Genomic DNA, 16353 nt, shown 5'->3' on the forward strand with positions numbered 1-16353 from the left:
CTAGAGACTGTCAGGTTCAGATTGAACCAGACAGTCTCTCGAGTCTTTTGTTTTCGTTTGTCTGGTCGGGAAAACCGGAATCCACTTTTCCCTGACAAACTCTAGATCGCGATTGAGCAGAATCAGAGCAATGCCCTTGATGCAATCAGCAATGCACAATAAATGGATGAATAACGAAAGGCCAAGCCATGTCATCTGAAAATCAAGCCGACCACCTGCTTTCTCGCGCCAACGCGCTTGTTGACCTTGCCCGCAAGGCAGGGGCCGACAAGGCCGATGCCGTTGTGGTGCGCTCGCGTGCCAAAAGTGTCAGCGTGCGTCTGGGCAAAGTGGAATCAACCGAATCCTCCGAGAGCGATGATTTTTCGCTGCGGGTGTTTATTGGCAACAAGGTTGCCTCGGTCTCGGCCAATCCCGGCTTTGATCTTGCGGCCCTTGCCGAGCGCGCCGTAGCCATGGCCAAGGTTTCGCCGGAAGATCCCTATACGGGTCTCGCGGATGAGGCGGATCTCGCCCGCAGCTACCCCGACCTTGAGCTTTACGACCCCAGCGAGGTTTCCAGCGACCAATTGCGCGAAGCAGCTCTTGCCACAGAAGAGGCCGCGCGCGCGGTGAAAGGTGTCACCAACTCGCTGGGGGCTGGAGCGTCTGCGGGCATGGGTGGCATGGTTCTTGTGACCTCCCATGGCTTTTCCGGCGCCTATCAGGCCTCGCGCTTTTCACGCTCGGTGGGCGTGATTGCGGGCGAAGGCACTGCCATGGAGCGCGACCATGATTTTGACAGCCGCCTCTATTTTGCCGATCTCGATAGCCCGGAGATCATCGGTCGTCGGGCCGGTGAGCGCACGGTGCGCAAAATCAACCCGCGCAAGGTGGAGACTGCCAAAAATCTGACGGTGGTTTTTGATCCACGCGTGGCACGCGGATTTGTGGGCCACATTGCCGGTGCCATCAATGGCGCGTCGGTAGCCCGCAAGACCTCGTTTTTGCGTGATCGCATGGGTCAACAGGTTTTGAAGGCGGGCTTGAACATCACCGACAACCCGATCCGGGTGCGCGGCTCATCGTCGCGGCCGTTTGATGGTGAAGGCATCACCGGCGAGCCTTTGACCATGATCGAAGACGGGGTGTTGAAACACTGGTTTCTTTCCACCTCCACCGCAAAAGAGCTGGGCCTGCACACCAATGGCCGTGGGTCGCGCGGCGGCACCGCAGTCTCGCCATCATCCACCAATCTGGCGCTGGAGCCGGGCGATATTTCGCCACAAGACCTGATCTCAGGCATCAAGAACGGTTTTTACATTACCGATATGATTGGCCATGGCGTTGATATGGTCACCGGCGATTACAGCCGCGGCGCATCCGGCTTCTGGATAGAGAATGGCGAATTGACCTTTGCGGTCTCTGAGGTCACCATTGCCTCCAACCTCAAGGACATGTTCATGACGATCACGCCTGCCAATGACATCGACCGCAAATTTGGCGTTGCGGCACCCACCATTGCCATTGAAGGCATGACAATCGCTGGGAAATAGGGGACCGACAGGGTGAGCATGGACAGCAAGCAAGACAGTGTGCAGACGTTGGATTGGCAAGAAGATCTTGCGTTGATCACCGACGCCGCAACGCAAGCGGGCGCACTGGCCATGACCTATTTTGGTGCCGATCCTGAAGTCTGGTGGAAAAACAAAGGGCAATCGCCCGTCAGCGCCGCAGATTATGCCGCCAATACGCTGTTATTAGAAGTGTTGCGCACGGCCCGCCCCGCCTATGGCTGGCTATCGGAAGAAACCGACGATGACGAGAGCCGTCTGCGCTGCGACACCGTGTTCGTGATCGACCCAATTGACGGCACGCGCGCCTTTCTGGCGGGCAACGCAACATGGTGCGTCTCGGTGGCTGTTGTGCACAAGGGCCGTCCGGTGGCAGGCGTGCTGGTTGCTCCGGCGCTTGATGAGGTGTTTACGGCAACCGCGGCAGGTGCAGCTATGCTCAATAGTCAGCCCATCACGGTTGCCACCAGAGAGCCGCATCAGTCCTTGCGGGTTGCAACACCGCCGGAATTGCTCAAAGCCTTTGATGAGGATGTGCGCCACCGGCTGGAGCGGGTGGAGCATGTGCCATCGCTGGCCTATCGGTTGGCCATGGTGGCCGCAGGCCGCATTGATGCAACGCTGGTTTTCAAAAACTCCCATGATTGGGATCTGGCAGCCGCCGATTTGATTTTGCAGCGCGCAGGCGGCGCATTGAGCGATATTGATGGCAAGCCACTGCTGTATAATCGACCCACCGTGCGCCACGGACATTTACTGGCAGGTTCCGATGCGGTGCTTCCAAGCTTGCTGACAGCCTTCGCACCGGGTAAAAATACCGCTCAACAATAATGCCGCCAAAGGTTGACCTCTGCTGCAAAATCACGCAGATGACAAGCGGGTGGAGAATGCGGGCGGATAACGACGGAAAAGATGACATGACCGACACAATGACCAACGCAGGCGAAAAGAAACAGCTCCTCCATTTGGTTTTCGGCGGCGAACTGAGCAGCCTTGCTGACGTTCAATTCCGTGATCTCAATGCGCTCGATATCGTCGGGATTTTTCCTGATTACGCATCGGCACTGACAGCGTGGAAATCAAAAGCACAAATGACCGTGGACAATGCCCATATGCGGTATTTCATTGTTCACATGCACCGTCTGCTCAACCCTGCTGAGTAAGGGTTTGCAGCGAAGCGAAGCTGCAAAACAACAGCCAAAAAATCTGCGCGTGCAAGTGCGTCTTGCACGCCTGCGCTGCAACCGCATATTTTTTGCGTATAGGTGAGCGAAGCGCTATCATTTGCGCAAAATTGCCATTGAAATAGCTAGATTTTTAAAGAACTATTGGCAACGGACGATAGACCATCATTGTTGCACCCTATTGCAAGCATAAGCAGCTGGGGTTTTGATAGGTGTGCAATCATCTTTTATCGTGAAACTCCTCCCGGTCGCGCTAAAGACTGTGCGATAGAGGAGCTGAGAATGAAGGTTGGAAACGAATGAGCGCATTGGCCCGCATTGCACTGACTGCCTATCGATGGGCGGGTGTTGTGCTCTTTCCGTGCGCTGGTATTCTTTTGGCGGTGCGCGCTTCCAAAGGCAAGGAAGATCGCAGCCGACGCATGGAGCGTCTTGGCCATGCCGCCGCAAACCGCCCGCATGGCCCGCTGATCTGGGTTCATGCCGCAAGCGTGGGCGAAATGGGTGCCGTCACCGCTCTTATGCGCGAGTTTCGCCGCGCCGGCATTCACGTTTTGCTGACAACCGGCACCGTGACTTCTGCCGAAATTGCCGCCAATCGCCTGCGCGACGAAGTGATCCACCAATATGTGCCGATTGATGCGCTGCCTGCCGTGCGCCGCTTTCTGGATTATTGGCAGCCTGATCTGGCGATCACCGTCGATTCCGAGATCTGGCCCGCCACATTGCAATCCTTGCACGACCGCCGTATTCCGCAAATTCTGGTCAATGCGCGCCTGTCCGACCGCTCTTTTGCCCGCTGGCAAAACCATGCCAAAGTGGCCTCGTCGCTATTTTCCAAACTTGCGATGGTGATTGCCAAATCTGATCTGGATGGCGAGCGGTTTCGGGATCTGGGGGCATGGCCGGTGACCGTTTCGGGCAATATCAAGGTTGATACGGATGCGCCAAGCGTTGATATGGAGCTTTTGGGGCAATATCAAAGACAGATTGGCCACCGCAAAACCTGGGCCGCCATTTCCACCGCGGACGGTGAGGAAAATGTCGCCGCCATGGTGCATCGCGCGCTAAAGGCGCATATGGGCCAGCTCTCCATTGTGGTGCCGCGCCATCCGCAGCGCGCCGATGAGATTGAAGCCATGATGGTGCAGCAAGGGCTGACCGTTGCCCGTCGCAGCCGCAATGATGAGATCACCGCAGAAACCGATGTTTTCCTGGGTGATAGCATTGGCGAAATGGGACTTTACCTGCGCCTGACGGAAATTGCTTTTGTCGGTCGTTCCCTGGTGCAGGGTGCCGGTGGTGGCAATCCAATGGAGCCTGCCGTGCTGGGCTGTGCGGTGCTTAGTGGTCCGCATGTGGAAAATTTCCGCGAGAGCTATCAGCGTCTGGTGCGCCACGGCTCGGCCCGCGTGGTGCGGGATGCCGAAACGCTGGCCAAGGCTGTGCATTTTCTGATGAACAATCCCCTCGCCCGCCATAAGATGGGCGATGCAGGCATCGCCGCCGTGCAGGATATGCGCGGCGCGCTGTCCATTACCCTCAAGGCGCTGGAGCCATACACCAATCCCTTGACTGTCAAGGCAAGGCTTGAACCCAAGGCAGCGGCAGGCGAATGACAGCAGGCACAAAAACTGAAAATACGCCTGACATCCGGGGCATCTTGTTCGACAAGGACGGAACGCTTCTGGATTATGATGCCAGTTGGGAGCCGGTGAACCGCCAATTGGCCTTGCTGGCAGCCAGAGGCGATGCGCCATTGGCGAGATCGTTGCTGCTTGCCTGCGGTATGGACCCAGACACCGGCGTTGTCGTGGCCGATAGCCTGCTGGCAGCTGGCAACTCCCGCCAGATTGCACAAGGCTTGGTGGATGCCGGGGCCACATATGACGTGGCCGACCTCACCATCGAGTTGGACAGGATTTTTGCAGACGCCGCTGATTGTTCCGTGCCCGTCACTGATCTTGCGCAGTTGTTTGCGCAACTCAAGCAAAAGGGCCTCAAGCTGGGCATCGCCTCGTCTGACAATGAGCGCTCAATCCGCGCCATTGTGCAGCGATTCGGATTGACGGACCATGTGGATTTCATTGCAGGTTATGATAGCGGCCACGGCTGCAAGCCAGAGCCGGGCATGGTGCATGGCTTTTGTGCGGCCACCGGGCTCTCAGCTCAGCAGGTGGCGGTGGTGGGCGACAACAATCACGATCTGCACATGGGCCGCAATGCGGGCGCAGGCCTCGCCATTGCCGTGCTGACCGGCACCGGCTCGCGCGAGACATTGACAGCCAACAGCGATTTTTGCCTCAACAACATTACCGAGCTGGACACAGTTCTGAACTGATCAACGCGGAGGTCGGGCCATGCCCTTGCAAGCACCGTCCTTCTGGTGGCAGAAAACCGGCTGGAAAGCCCTCGCCCTTTGGCCGATCTCCGCCCTCTATGGCCATATCGCTGCCCGCCGCATGGCACGAAAAGACCGCTACCACGCCTCCGTTCCCGTGATCTGCATTGGCAATTTCACCCTCGGTGGCGCTGGCAAAACCCCAACCGCTCTGGCTTTGGCCAAGGCCGCCATCGCCATGGGCCTCAAGCCCGGCTTTCTCAGCCGTGGCTATGGGGGCACAAACAAGGGCACGCTGGTTGTTGATCCGAGGCTTCATGGTGCCGATCAGGTGGGGGATGAACCTCTGCTCCTGGCAGCCCAAGCTCTCACCGTCATTTCTCCGCGCAGAAAAGACGGCGCAAAAGCGCTGGAAGCGCAAGGCGTGGACCTGATCATCATGGATGATGGCTTTCAAAGCGCACAATTGCATCTGGATCTGGCCCTGCTGGTGGTGGATAGCCGAAAAGGGGCTGGCAACGGTTTTGTCTTTCCAGCCGGTCCGCTGCGCGCACCGTTGGGGCCGCAATTTTCCCAGATGCACACGCTTTTAAATGTCGGAACCGGTGATCAGGCCATGCCTTTGGTGCGCCGCGCTTCGCGAGCTGGCAAGCCGGTGCTCAGCGCCACCATCCGCCCGGTTGCGGTTGATCCTCGCCTTCAAGCGCGGGTGCTGGCCTATGCCGGCATTGCCGATCCTGAAAAATTCTACACAAGCCTGCGTGAAATTGGTGCGGACATTGTCATCACCCGCAGCTTTGGGGATCATCAAGCACTCTCCAATGAGGCGATTGCAGAGCTTTTAAAAACCGCAAAAGACAGTGACCTGCAATTAGTCACAACCGCCAAGGATCTTGTGCGCCTGCACGGCAATGCCTTGCCGAACGCGCAAGAGCTTATGCAAAAATCCATTGTTCTCGACATTGAAATGGCTTTTGATGACCCTTCAGCGCCTAGCCTGCTCATCCGCCAAGCGGTTGATGCTGGCCGGGCGCGCATCAACCGGCCCACCAACAGGCATTGATAGAGCATCAGGTTTATCCGAAAACCGGATTCCACTTTTCCCTGACAAACTCTAATGCTGTAAAATCAGCGTTTCTGGTTTGGCAAATTGCCAGCGCGCTTTTCCGCTTCCAGCGATGCAGCCGCATCGACATAGGCTTCCTGACGGTCCACGCTCCAATATTTCAGTTCATCAATGGTGATGGGCCTGCCCGTCATGGCGCAGACAACATAAGATCCGGGCACCATGATCTGGAAATCACCATCAAGATATTTCACTGTCGCCTGACGATTTCCGCCACTTTCAAACCGGTTCATGCTACCGCGCTCCTTAAAATCTATTTTTCTGAAATAAACCCAAGCGCCGCGGATTGCCAGTGCGCCCATCATTTTTCTATCAACTGCGGCCAAACAACCGTTCAATATCGCCCAACTTCAGTTCCACGTAAGTCGGGCGGCCGTGATTGCACTGGCCCGAGCCGGGTGTTTCTTCCATTTTGCGCAAAAGCGCATTCATTTCTTCGGGCCGAAGCACTCGGCCGGAGCGCACCGAGCCATGGCAGGCCATGGTGGCGGCCACGTGCTCCAGCTTGGCAAACAGCCCATCGGCGGTATCCCACTCGGCAATTTCATCGGCCAATTGCCGCAAAAGCCCGTTCACATTCACTTCGCCCAGCATGGAAGGTGTTTCGCGCACGGCAATGGCTCCTAGGCCAAAACGCTCAATGGCAAGCCCCAGCCGATCAAGATTGACCGCATGATCCATCAGCCGGTCGCAATCCTCTTCCGGCAGATCAACAATCTCAGGGATCAGCAGACCCTGACTTGGCAAACGCCGCCCCGTCAGCGCCTTGCGCATATCCTCGAACACCAGACGCTCATGGGCGGCGTGCTGATCGACAATCACCAAGCCATCCTCGGTTTGGGCAACGATATAATTGGCGTGCACCTGCGCACGAGCCGCCCCCAACCGAAAACGGCCCTGTTCCGTCACCTCTGGCACGGCCTGCGAAATGGTGGTGTCGGTGCGGGCCGTCGGCGCAGTCACGCTATCAAACCGTCCCTGCCCGCCTTCCGCCATGCCCTGCGGCATTGTCTGGAAAAAATTGTTGGGCCGAGAGGGTGACGTCTCCATGCTCCAGCTTGCGGCTGAAGGACGAGGCGAAAGCCCAGCCCCGCCGCCGCCCGGGCGAAAGGCCCGCAACATCGCGCCCGCTCCTGCCGTGGAGGAGCGGTCCCCCTCACGCGCCAAAGCCTCGCGAATACCACCCACGATCAACCCGCGCACCAGGCCGGGATCACGAAAGCGCACATCGGATTTGGCCGGATGCACATTCACATCCACCAGGGCCGGATCAAGCGTCAAAGCCAGCACCGCAACGGGATAGCGCCCAAACGGCACAGTCTCGGCATAGGCCCCGCGAATGGCCGACAGCACCAGCTTGTCTTGCACTGGCCGTCCATTGACGAAAGCATATTGATGGGCGGAATTACCGCGATTAAACGTCGGCACCGCCGCAAAGCCACCCATATGCACATCTTCGCGCACGGCATCCAGCGCAATGGCATTGTCGCGAAACTCCGCTCCCAGCACTTGCGCAATCCGGGCCAGATGATCATCACCCGTCGCACCCAGCTCCAGCGTGGTGCGGTCGGAACCGGACAGCACAAAGCGAATATGCGGAAAGGCGATGGCCATGCGCTTGACCATTTCGGTAATGGCAGCCGCCTCCGCCCGTTCCGTCTTCAAAAATTTCAAGCGCGCCGGTGTGGCAAAAAACAGATCGCGCACTTCCACCACGGTGCCGACATTGCCCGGCGATGGCCTGGCACCTGAAACCTTGCCGCCTTCAACCACGATCTGAAAGGCGCTGTCACTCTCGGCCCTGCGGCTGGTGATACTCAGCTTTGCCACCGAGCCAATCGACGGCAGCGCTTCGCCGCGAAAGCCAAGGCTTTTGATATCATCCAGCGAGGTTTTCAGCTTGGATGTGCAATGGCGGCGCACCGCCAATTCCAGATCGCCCGCATCCATGCCCATGCCGTTATCAGAAATGCGCAGCAGGGTTTTACCGCCGCCTGCGGTGGCGATATCAATGCGCGTTGCGCCAGCATCAATGGCGTTTTCAATCAGCTCTTTGGCCGCACTGGCGGGTCGCTCAATGACTTCGCCAGCAGCAATCTGGTTGATCAGGGTTTCGGGCAGTTGTTGAATGATCATGGGGCATTATCTGACATTGAGGACCAAGAAGGAAGCCCAAGCCGACGCGGCTGCACAGCAATTTTCCGGCGCTGCCCCCCCGAAATTTATGGAAAATTAATCCAAAAAAATAAAATTAATTCAAGTTTAATCGTTTTTGTTGATAAATCCCATAAGAGTTCATTCAAAAAACACTGTAGAGCACATTACAGCGCCTCTCACCATATATGGCGCACAAAGAACGCTGTAACACTTTTGATAAGAATAATATTGGTGAGGCTTTGAAACGACATGCTTATCTTGGCAGATCATAAAAGCACATCAGACGCCGCAGCAAAGGCAAGGTTTGTGCAAGGTCAGTCGCACAATATGAAATCGCCTGAGTATATTGGCATGGTCGCACATCAGCACCATGATTTTAAGCATAGTGCATTAGGAAGCAGCCATGGATAGGCACGGAGACAGCCCCTCGGCGCTTGAGCACGCTCTTCTCGACGCTATCTCGGATGCGAATGGCGGCGCTATTCTTGTGGTGGATGGCGATGATCTGGTGCTTTACGCCAGTCCCCAGCTGACCTTGTTGTTTGATATTCCTGAATTTTACCTATCTCCCGGCACGCGCCTGCGTGATTTGCTGGGCGCGATTTATGATCATTGCCTTCGCCCGACCGCGTCCCCCGCACCATCTTCACGCGAGGGATGGTTGGCCGAGCGTTTGGCCGCCCATTGGCGCGAGCGGCTGGAAGTGCTGGACTTTACATCCAAAAAGCGTGTCGTGCGTGGCGCAATGCGGCGCATGTCATCGGGCTTTGGTATTTGCATTTTAAGCGATGTCACAGAGCAGAAAAAGCGCGAAGAAACCTGGCGCGCCGATCTGGAACGGGTGAAAGTCACCGAAGATATTCTCAACAGCCTGCCTCAGCCCCTTCTGGTTTTGGACGAGGACCTCGCCATTGCCGCCACCAACACGGCATTTGCTTTGATGGTGCAGCGCAGCGAGGACACGCTGATGGAATTGCCCGCAAGCGCTGTGTTTGATGCCGCTTTTGTGGCCCAGTTGCAGAGTGCTGCCAAAGAGGCCAACAACGGCACAGGCGTGATCGCCATCACCAATCCCGATCCGCAAAATGCAGGCATGCAAGACCGGCCCGTCGCTTATCTGCATAAGGTGGGCAAAACGGGGCGATCTTTTCTGGTGCTGACCTTCACCGCTGTCTCCACCTCTCCACGCCAAACTCTCGCAACACCCGCGTCCAAGCCTGTCGCAAAAGCACCGACGCCGCCTCTGAAGCCAGCGAAATCCGCCGTACAAACGTCCGGCACACACCCTCCTAATTCCCACTCGCCCGACACCCACACCCCTGACACCATTGTTATCGTCACGGCTGATCCCGGCTTTGAAGCCGACGCCTTGCGCGCTTTGCAAACCCATCAGACTGACCATTGCATTGTGCGCAATCAGGCAGAGTTGCAGGCCTTTCTCAATCTTACAGGGTCCATCGATATCTCCATTGATCTGGCCGTGATTGATAGCGCCATGCCAGCAGCGGCCGCCAATATTGCCCGCGGCAAAGCGCGTTCCGTGATGATTGTCGAGCGCAAAGCCATTGCCGACATGCTGGGCAAGCAATTTAAAGCGCCACTGGGCAGACGTACCAACCTCAGCGCAGTGCCAAAACGCACGGCCGTCCCAACGCCGCCAGCCAAACCCGCTCTCGATGGATTGGAAATCCTTGTTGTCGAAGACAATGAGGTCAACCAAATCGTGTTTTCGCAAATTCTCGAGGGATTGGGATGCAGCTACCGCCTGGCCACCAATGCCGCCGAGGCCTTGGCCATCTGGCAGCGTGAAAAGCCACCCGTGGTGTTGATGGACATCTCCCTGCCCGACATGAACGGCATGGATGTTTGCCGCCTCATGCGACGCAAAGAGGTGGAAGGGCAACCGCGTGCTCTTGTTGTTGGCGTGCTGGTTCCTGCTTTTGATCATGATCGGTCCCGCTGCCTTGAAGCGGGAATGGATGACGTGATCATCAAGCCGCTTAGCCCCGATATGATCGAGCAATTGTTGCGCCGCCATTTGAGCGAACAATGGCGGACGAAAGGAAGCCGTCATCACTAGAGTTCGTCAGGGAAAAGGAAAATCCACCGTCGATCCGGTGCTGTGAAAGCGCGTTCTGCTTCAAAACGTTTCACTTTCCTGCCTGTCAACCCACTAAATCACGGGTAAAAACCCATAGTTCAAAGCGGGAATTTGCTAAAATTTTATTAAGTTATGACCCCCATTGTGGTAGAATGAAACTGGATGAATTGCTGGGATAGTGGATGGGTGCCGCCGACACCAAACGGTTAGATAAAGGTCAGCTTGAGGGCGAGGTCAGCGCTTATACCGATCCGTTAACCGGCCTCGGAAACCGCTTCCGTTTGCGCGACAAGGTTCTGACATTATCTCAGGAACGCGCCGCAGACCCAGCTCCTTTCACTGTTGCGCTGGTCAATCTGGATGGCTTCAAGCCCATCAATGACCTGTTTGGCTCGCTTGCCGGTGACGAAATCCTCTGTCAGGTTGCCCATAGACTTCAGGCATGCATTCCCGGCGGTGCCACGGTAACACGTGACACAGGCGATGAATTCGCCGTTATTCTGCCTTTGGTTTTTGAAGCGGGCAGCGCCGAGCGCGTCGGCCATCTGATCAAGGATGTGCTCTCTGCACCCTATGATCTGGGCGATCGCAATGTGCGCCTTTCAGCCTCGCTTGGCTTTGCAATTCATCCCTTTGCCGGAGCCGATTTTGACACGCTGATGAAAAGCGCCGAGACGGCCCTCTACCGCTCCAAACGGCGGGGACGCGGACAAATTACCGTCTACTCCTCTGAAATTGCGCAGGAAATGCGCCGTTCTACCCAGCTGGAGCAGGCCTTGCGCAATGCCATCATCAATGATGCGGTTGATGTGCATTTCCAGCCCATTGTGGCGCTGGACGATGGCCGAACCTTGGGCTTTGAGGCCTTGGCGCGTTGGATTGACCCCGATATGGGCTTTGTCTCGCCTGCCATTTTCGTACCCCTCGCGGAGGAGCGCGGCTTTATTGATACGCTGTCGGAGACCTTGCTGCACAAAGCGGCGGAGGCTGCGCTGACCTGGCCCAGAGAGCTGTTTTTATCCTTCAACCTGTCATCGGTGCAGATGACCGATGCGGCCACGGCATCGCGCACGCTGGCAATCCTTGCCAATGTCGGGCTGGAGCCATCAAGGCTGGATCTGGAAATTACTGAGACCGCCGTCATGCTTTCGGCGGTGACCGCCACCAATATTATTTCCGAGCTGCGTCAGGCTGGTGTGCGCATTTCACTGGATGATTTTGGCACCGGCCAGTCCAGTCTGGGACGGTTGCGCGATTTTACCTTTGACAAGGTCAAGATCGACCGCGCCTTCATTTCCGCCATCACCACAGACCCGACCTGCGAACATATTGTCCGCGCCATCATTACCATGTGTCAAGGCTTGCAGCTCGAAGTGGTGGCAGAGGGCATTGAAACCGAAGCAGAGGCCGAGTTGTTGCGTGACCTTGGATGTTTGATGGGCCAAGGCTATCACTTCGGCAAACCCGTCGATGCCATGGCAACGCTGCGCTATCTTTCTCGGCAGTATAACAATATGTCGCTGATACAATAGAAAGCGGCTCTTGCCACTCCTTGCTTATCGTCGTACTTCTTCGCGATCAAACCGTGCAAATTGCACCTCAAGCGCCCGCTTCACCTCATCCTTCAGCCCCTCGGACGCGTCAAAGATCTGTTTGGCTTTGAGAAAATCCATTACGCCAAACTCATTGACCTGCGGGCGCAGGAAAATCGCGGGAGCACTCAGCCTCAGCTTCAGGGCCAGATGGGATTGCATCATCAATTGCGATGCGCCAAACAGACTGTCGATGCGGTTTGGCATCGCATCCATCTCATTGACGGCACCAATGGGACCGCCGACGATATCGACGCCGATAACAATATCGGCCAGATCCATCACATGTTCATAGGGCACGGGATTGAAAATGCCACCATCAATCATAACCCGCCCATCCAGCAACACCGGCATGAAGAGGGCGGGAATCGCGGCCGATGCGGCAAGTGCCTGATACAGATCGCCGCTCTCGCACAGTTTTTCACAATGGGCGTAATAATCGGTGGCGATCACTTTCAACGGGATGTTCAGGCTGGAAAAATCATCGGGGATTTGTGCTGGCAAAAATGTGCGTAAAATCCGCTCCAGATTGAATTGCCCCAACCGAAATCCGCCAATGGCATGGCGCATGGAGGGTGGCCGCAACGCCCAAAAGCGGTTCATCACCGCCCGACGGTTGCCCACCGTTTCCAACGCATAAGAGCGCATATCTGCGGCGGTCATGCCCGCCGCCTTGCCCGCACCAATGATGGCCCCAATGGAAGAGCCGGCAATAGCAACGGGCTCAATCCCCAATTCTTCCAGCGCTTGCAGCACCTGAATATGGGCAAAGCCGCGTGCGCCACCTGCGCCAAGGGCAAGTGCAACGGTGGGTGTCGCGTTGCGTGAGAGAGGCGAAAAGGACGAGGGGATAGCGGCATCAATGGACATGGACAAAGAAAAATCCGGTTTGCAGATGTAAAACGAAGCGCATTTTCCGACCAGACATACTGCATAACCCCCGACAGCGCCATGCGCCATATATGGCGCTATCGGGGGTTATATGTGTTGCAGCATTTTTCAGTCCGTATTTTTCGACCCAATCGAAAAACCGGATCCCGGCATTTCCAAGTCAAAATCAAGCAGGGCGATAGGCGTAAAAATACATTTTCGTATCGCCAAACACCCGGTCTTCCAGCAATTCAAATGGGCTTGCCACCTGCACCAGCACATCGCTGCGCTCTTCCAGGATGGCGAGCGCGCCCGGCACCAGCCAGCCACCTTGATGGGCCGCCATAAAGGCTTTTTCGCCAAGGCCTTTGCCGTAAGGTGGATCAGCAAACATCAGATGAAACGGCTCCATCTTGGCAACGGGGCCAAGCTGGGTGGCGTCGCGGCGCAAAATCTTGGCCCGGCCATGCAGACCAAGGCTTTCGATATTTTCCCACAAAAGGCCACGGCCCTCGACGCTGTTTTCGACAAACATCGCCGCACGGCAGCCGCGCGACATGGCCTCCAGACCAACAGCCCCGGTGCCTGCAAACAAGTCGAGAATGCGGGTCCCATCCAGAGCATCTGGATGGGCATGGGCTAAAATGTTGAACAGGCTTTCGCGCGTTCGATCAATGGTTGGGCGAATATCATTGCTTTTGGGCGCAGCAAGACTGCGCCCACGAAATTCACCGCCGACGATTCGCATGCCGCCTTACCTCTTGCCCTTGAACGAACCACCCGATGGCTTACCGCCCGACGATGGTCCACGGCCACCTGAAGGCTTGCCACCGGTTGGCCGACCGCCGGAGGGTTTTCCGCCAAAGCTCTTGCCGCCACCCGGCTTGCCACCAAAGGGCTTACCCGAATTTGGACGGCCGCTGTAAGGCTTGTCACCGGCTGGGCGATCACCGGCAGGACGACCAGAGTAAGGCCGCTCGCTGCGCGGCGCTTGCTCATCGCGTGGCGGACGATCGCCACGCTCTGAACGCTGCCCATAAGCAGGCTTACCCCCAAACGCAGGTTTGTCGCCGCGGGCTGGACGATCTCCACGATCCGTGCGATCCCCATAGGAAGATTTGGCGCCGTAGGCTGGCTTAGGGCCATAGGCGGGTTTGTCCTCGCGCTGTGTACGTGGGCCTCGGTCGGCGCGGGCATCATAGCTCGGCTTATCACCCCGTGGTGGCCGGTCAGCGCGTTCGCCGCGATCTGGCCCCCCACGATCTGGCCATTGACCACGTGACGGACGATCACCCTGCGATGGGCGCTCACCACGGGCGGGTCTATCACCAAAATCACGCTTGGCACCAAAGCCCTGACCATCGCGACCGCCACGGCCCTTTGGCTTTTCCTCAACGCCTTCGGCGCGAATCCATTCGCCATCCGCATCACGCGCACGGGTGACCTGCACGCGCGGCGCGCCCTCTTCTGAGCGGTAAGAATTGCCGCGATCAGGGTTATGCTTGGTCAGCGAGCGGGTTGGCGCGCCATCCTTGGTGCGGCCATAGCGCTTGCTTTGCGGCGCATCACCAGAGCGGCCCAAAGGAGCGGTCTTTTTGGTCTGATCAACCACAGCGCCTTTTTCAGCCACGGGGCGTGCGCCCGGTGCCATCCACACATTGGCGGTGCGGCTTTGGCCCATCGGCGGACGCTTGGGCTTGTCAAAGCCACCGGCATCGTCTCTACCATTGTCGCGCTTTGGACCACGCGGCTTGTCATCCCACTTGCCTTTTGGCGCATCGCGACGCGTATCCAAACGGCCAAGAGCCTTTTCGCGGGCATCATCACGGCTGCTGTTGCCACCGCGCTTTTGCGGCTTTTCGCCCCGGCCCCAATCGCCCTTATCGGCTTTTGGCTTGGCCTTGGCAGATCCCTCTTCATCCTCATCATCCGCACCAACGGTGTAGATCGGCGCATCGAAATTGGCGTGCGATTCTTCGATCAAACGCGGACCAAGCTGATCGCGCAGCATGCGGCCACGCACTTCCTGCACGCGACCTTCTGCCAGATCGCCGAGCTGGAACGGACCGTAGGAAATGCGGATCAGGCGGTTGACCTCAAGGCCAAGCGCACCCAGCACGTTCTTGATTTCGCGGTTTTTGCCTTCGCGCAGACCCATGGTGATCCACACATTGTGGCCCTGGCTGCGGTCCAGCGTCGCGTCAATCGCGCCATACAGCACACCGTCGACGGCAATGCCTTCTTTCAGCGTGTCCAGCTTGGCCTGATCCACCTCGCCATAGGCGCGAACGCGATAGCGGCGCAGCCAGCCGGTGGTGGGCAATTCCAGCACGCGCGCCAAGCCGCCATCATTGGTCAAAAGCAGCAGGCCTTCGGTGTTGATGTCGAGACGGCCAATGGACATAACCCGTGGCAGATCATCCGGCAGGTTTTCAAACACTGTCGGGCGGCCTTCCGGGTCGGAATTGGTGGTCACCAGGCCAGAAGGCTTGTGGTAGAGCCACAGCCGTGTGCGCTCGATGCCGCGAATGGGCTCGCCATCCACTTCAATGCGATCTGCCATGGTGGCGTTGATCGCTGGCGTTTCCAGCACCTTGCCATTGAGGGCCACGCGGCCTTCCATGATCATGCGCTCCACATCGCGGCGCGAGGCAATGCCTGCACGCGCGAGAAGCTTGGAGATCCGCTCTGGCTTCAGGGGCGCTTCGCCACTGGCGGCAGCGGGCGCGGGTTTACGCGCCGCTTCAAGGTCTTTTTTCGACACCTGATTGGCGAATGTCTCAGTGGATGGTTTACGTGTGCGGCCAGCGGGTTTTGAACCCGGCCGCGAGAACTTTTCTTTATCGGTCATTTTTTGCTTGCCTGTCGTTTGCTGTGTCCTATCAGTTCACGACGACTTGGTTAAGTGGAAAGTTGAGTATGACGCAGACAATCCTTCCCATGGGCCTTCCCATGGGCCGCTTCATGGATGTTGCTCTGAGCGAGGCGCAGGCCGCCGCAAGCCGTGGCGAGGTGCCCATTGGGGCCGTTGTGGTCAAGGATGGCGCAATCATCGCCCGTGCAGGCAATGAAACCCGCGCCCTCAACGATATCACTGCGCATGCTGAAATTCTGGCCATTCGCCGCGCATCGCAGTTTTTATGCGATGAGCGTCTGACCGGAGCGGATCTTTACGTCACACTGGAGCCTTGCACCATGTGCGCCGCCGCCATTTCCTTTGCCCGCATTCGCCGTCTCTATTATGGCGCGGAAGACCCAAAGGGCGGCGGCGTGCACCATGGTGCCCGGTTTTATGCGCAACCCACCTGCCACCATGCGCCGGAGGTTTATACTGGCATTGGTGAGGTGGAGTCGGCGGAACTGCTCAAAGAGTTTTTTGCGAAGAGGCGATAAGGCCCTTCATCAACAGGGCTTCCGACTGCTGGCAAA

14 protein-coding genes are annotated in these 16353 nt (G+C 57.4%); 9 read left to right on the forward strand and 5 right to left on the reverse strand.

Features of this window, described 5'->3' with window-relative positions; all coding sequences use genetic code 11:
- Positions 1-188: 188 nt before the first annotated feature.
- From BJF95_RS06985 to lpxK, 6 genes are all read left to right on the forward strand, one after another.
- Entirely contained in the window at positions 189-1535 is a 1347-nt protein-coding gene (locus BJF95_RS06985; protein ID WP_075638707.1) for a TldD/PmbA family protein, read from the forward strand.
- Between the two features lie 18 nt (positions 1536-1553).
- Positions 1554-2384 (forward strand): 3'(2'),5'-bisphosphate nucleotidase CysQ, encoded by an 831-nt coding sequence (locus BJF95_RS06990; protein ID WP_075638708.1) that lies wholly within the window; start codon positions 1554-1556, stop codon positions 2382-2384.
- 98 nt (positions 2385-2482) lie between these two features.
- Entirely contained in the window at positions 2483-2716 is a 234-nt protein-coding gene (locus BJF95_RS06995; protein WP_075638917.1) for a DUF4170 domain-containing protein, read from the forward strand.
- A 320-nt stretch (positions 2717-3036) separates the two neighbouring features.
- Positions 3037-4356 carry a lipid IV(A) 3-deoxy-D-manno-octulosonic acid transferase gene (gene waaA / locus BJF95_RS07000; protein WP_075638709.1) on the forward strand — a complete coding sequence of 440 codons (1320 nt, stop codon included), beginning with the start codon at positions 3037-3039 and terminating at the stop codon, positions 4354-4356.
- A complete protein-coding gene (locus BJF95_RS07005; RefSeq protein ID WP_075638710.1) occupies positions 4353-5078 on the forward strand; it encodes an HAD family hydrolase in 726 nt (241 codons plus the stop codon). The genes waaA and BJF95_RS07005 overlap by 4 nt, the downstream gene beginning before the upstream one ends.
- 19 nt (positions 5079-5097) lie before the next feature.
- The gene (gene lpxK, locus BJF95_RS07010) at positions 5098-6141 is read left to right on the forward strand and encodes a tetraacyldisaccharide 4'-kinase (RefSeq protein ID WP_075638711.1); all 1044 of its coding nucleotides are present in this window, start codon (positions 5098-5100) and stop codon (positions 6139-6141) included.
- A 65-nt stretch (positions 6142-6206) separates the two neighbouring features.
- Here lpxK and BJF95_RS07015 read toward each other — a convergent pair whose 3' ends face one another.
- Together BJF95_RS07015 and mutL are read right to left on the reverse strand one after the other, a co-directional pair.
- Positions 6207-6437 carry a DUF2093 domain-containing protein gene (locus tag BJF95_RS07015; protein WP_075638918.1) on the reverse strand — a complete coding sequence of 77 codons (231 nt, stop codon included), beginning with the start codon at positions 6435-6437 and terminating at the stop codon, positions 6207-6209.
- Between the two features lie 79 nt (positions 6438-6516).
- Positions 6517-8340, reverse strand: coding sequence for a DNA mismatch repair endonuclease MutL (gene mutL / locus BJF95_RS07020; RefSeq protein ID WP_075638712.1), 1824 nt, complete (start codon positions 8338-8340; stop codon positions 6517-6519).
- Positions 8341-8764: 424 nt separating this feature from the next.
- Here mutL and BJF95_RS07025 point away from each other — a divergent pair, with 424 nt between their 5' ends.
- Both BJF95_RS07025 and BJF95_RS07030 read left to right on the forward strand, forming a co-directional pair.
- Positions 8765-10441 (forward strand): response regulator, encoded by a 1677-nt coding sequence (locus tag BJF95_RS07025; RefSeq protein ID WP_075638713.1) that lies wholly within the window; start codon positions 8765-8767, stop codon positions 10439-10441.
- Between the two features lie 203 nt (positions 10442-10644).
- The gene (locus tag BJF95_RS07030) at positions 10645-11994 is read left to right on the forward strand and encodes a putative bifunctional diguanylate cyclase/phosphodiesterase (RefSeq protein ID WP_075638714.1); all 1350 of its coding nucleotides are present in this window, start codon (positions 10645-10647) and stop codon (positions 11992-11994) included.
- Between the two features lie 24 nt (positions 11995-12018).
- Here BJF95_RS07030 and BJF95_RS07035 read toward each other — a convergent pair whose 3' ends face one another.
- The 3 genes from BJF95_RS07035 to BJF95_RS07045 form a co-directional block, all read right to left on the reverse strand.
- On the reverse strand, positions 12019-12924 hold the full coding sequence (locus BJF95_RS07035) for a patatin-like phospholipase family protein (protein WP_075638919.1): 906 nt from the start codon (positions 12922-12924) through the stop codon (positions 12019-12021).
- A 187-nt stretch (positions 12925-13111) separates the two neighbouring features.
- Complete coding sequence (gene rsmD, locus BJF95_RS07040; RefSeq protein ID WP_075638715.1) at positions 13112-13672, reverse strand: 16S rRNA (guanine(966)-N(2))-methyltransferase RsmD; 561 nt, start codon at positions 13670-13672, stop codon at positions 13112-13114.
- A 6-nt stretch (positions 13673-13678) separates the two neighbouring features.
- Complete coding sequence (locus tag BJF95_RS07045) at positions 13679-15775, reverse strand: pseudouridine synthase (RefSeq protein WP_075638716.1); 2097 nt, start codon at positions 15773-15775, stop codon at positions 13679-13681.
- A gap of 68 nt (positions 15776-15843) precedes the next feature.
- On the opposite strand from BJF95_RS07045, the gene BJF95_RS07050 reads away from it, so the two are divergent.
- On the forward strand, positions 15844-16317 hold the full coding sequence (locus BJF95_RS07050; protein ID WP_245297253.1) for a nucleoside deaminase: 474 nt from the start codon (positions 15844-15846) through the stop codon (positions 16315-16317).
- The last annotated feature ends 36 nt before the right edge of the window (positions 16318-16353 follow it).

Origin of the sequence: Rhizobium oryziradicis, assembly GCF_001939045.1 — a bacterium.
GTDB classification, from domain to species: domain Bacteria; phylum Pseudomonadota; class Alphaproteobacteria; order Rhizobiales; family Rhizobiaceae; genus Allorhizobium; species Allorhizobium oryziradicis.

Bases quoted from the DNA above. Each gene is read 5' to 3' on its own strand.
- BJF95_RS06985 (WP_075638707.1), top strand. From the start codon at position 189: ATGTCATCTGAAAATCAAGCCGACCACCTGCTTTCTCGCGCCAACGCG.
- BJF95_RS06990 (WP_075638708.1), top strand. From the start codon at position 1,554: ATGGACAGCAAGCAAGACAGTGTGCAGACGTTGGATTGGCAAGAAGAT.
- BJF95_RS06995 (WP_075638917.1), top strand. From the start codon at position 2,483: ATGACCAACGCAGGCGAAAAGAAACAGCTCCTCCATTTGGTTTTCGGC.
- waaA (WP_075638709.1), top strand. From the start codon at position 3,037: ATGAGCGCATTGGCCCGCATTGCACTGACTGCCTATCGATGGGCGGGT.
- BJF95_RS07005 (WP_075638710.1), top strand. From the start codon at position 4,353: ATGACAGCAGGCACAAAAACTGAAAATACGCCTGACATCCGGGGCATC.
- lpxK (WP_075638711.1), top strand. From the start codon at position 5,098: ATGCCCTTGCAAGCACCGTCCTTCTGGTGGCAGAAAACCGGCTGGAAA.
- BJF95_RS07015 (WP_075638918.1), bottom strand. From the start codon at position 6,437: ATGAACCGGTTTGAAAGTGGCGGAAATCGTCAGGCGACAGTGAAATAT.
- mutL (WP_075638712.1), bottom strand. From the start codon at position 8,340: ATGATCATTCAACAACTGCCCGAAACCCTGATCAACCAGATTGCTGCT.
- BJF95_RS07025 (WP_075638713.1), top strand. From the start codon at position 8,765: ATGGATAGGCACGGAGACAGCCCCTCGGCGCTTGAGCACGCTCTTCTC.
- BJF95_RS07030 (WP_075638714.1), top strand. From the start codon at position 10,645: ATGGGTGCCGCCGACACCAAACGGTTAGATAAAGGTCAGCTTGAGGGC.
- BJF95_RS07035 (WP_075638919.1), bottom strand. From the start codon at position 12,924: ATGTCCATTGATGCCGCTATCCCCTCGTCCTTTTCGCCTCTCTCACGC.
- rsmD (WP_075638715.1), bottom strand. From the start codon at position 13,672: ATGCGAATCGTCGGCGGTGAATTTCGTGGGCGCAGTCTTGCTGCGCCC.
- BJF95_RS07045 (WP_075638716.1), bottom strand. From the start codon at position 15,775: ATGACCGATAAAGAAAAGTTCTCGCGGCCGGGTTCAAAACCCGCTGGC.
- BJF95_RS07050 (WP_245297253.1), top strand. From the start codon at position 15,844: ATGACGCAGACAATCCTTCCCATGGGCCTTCCCATGGGCCGCTTCATG.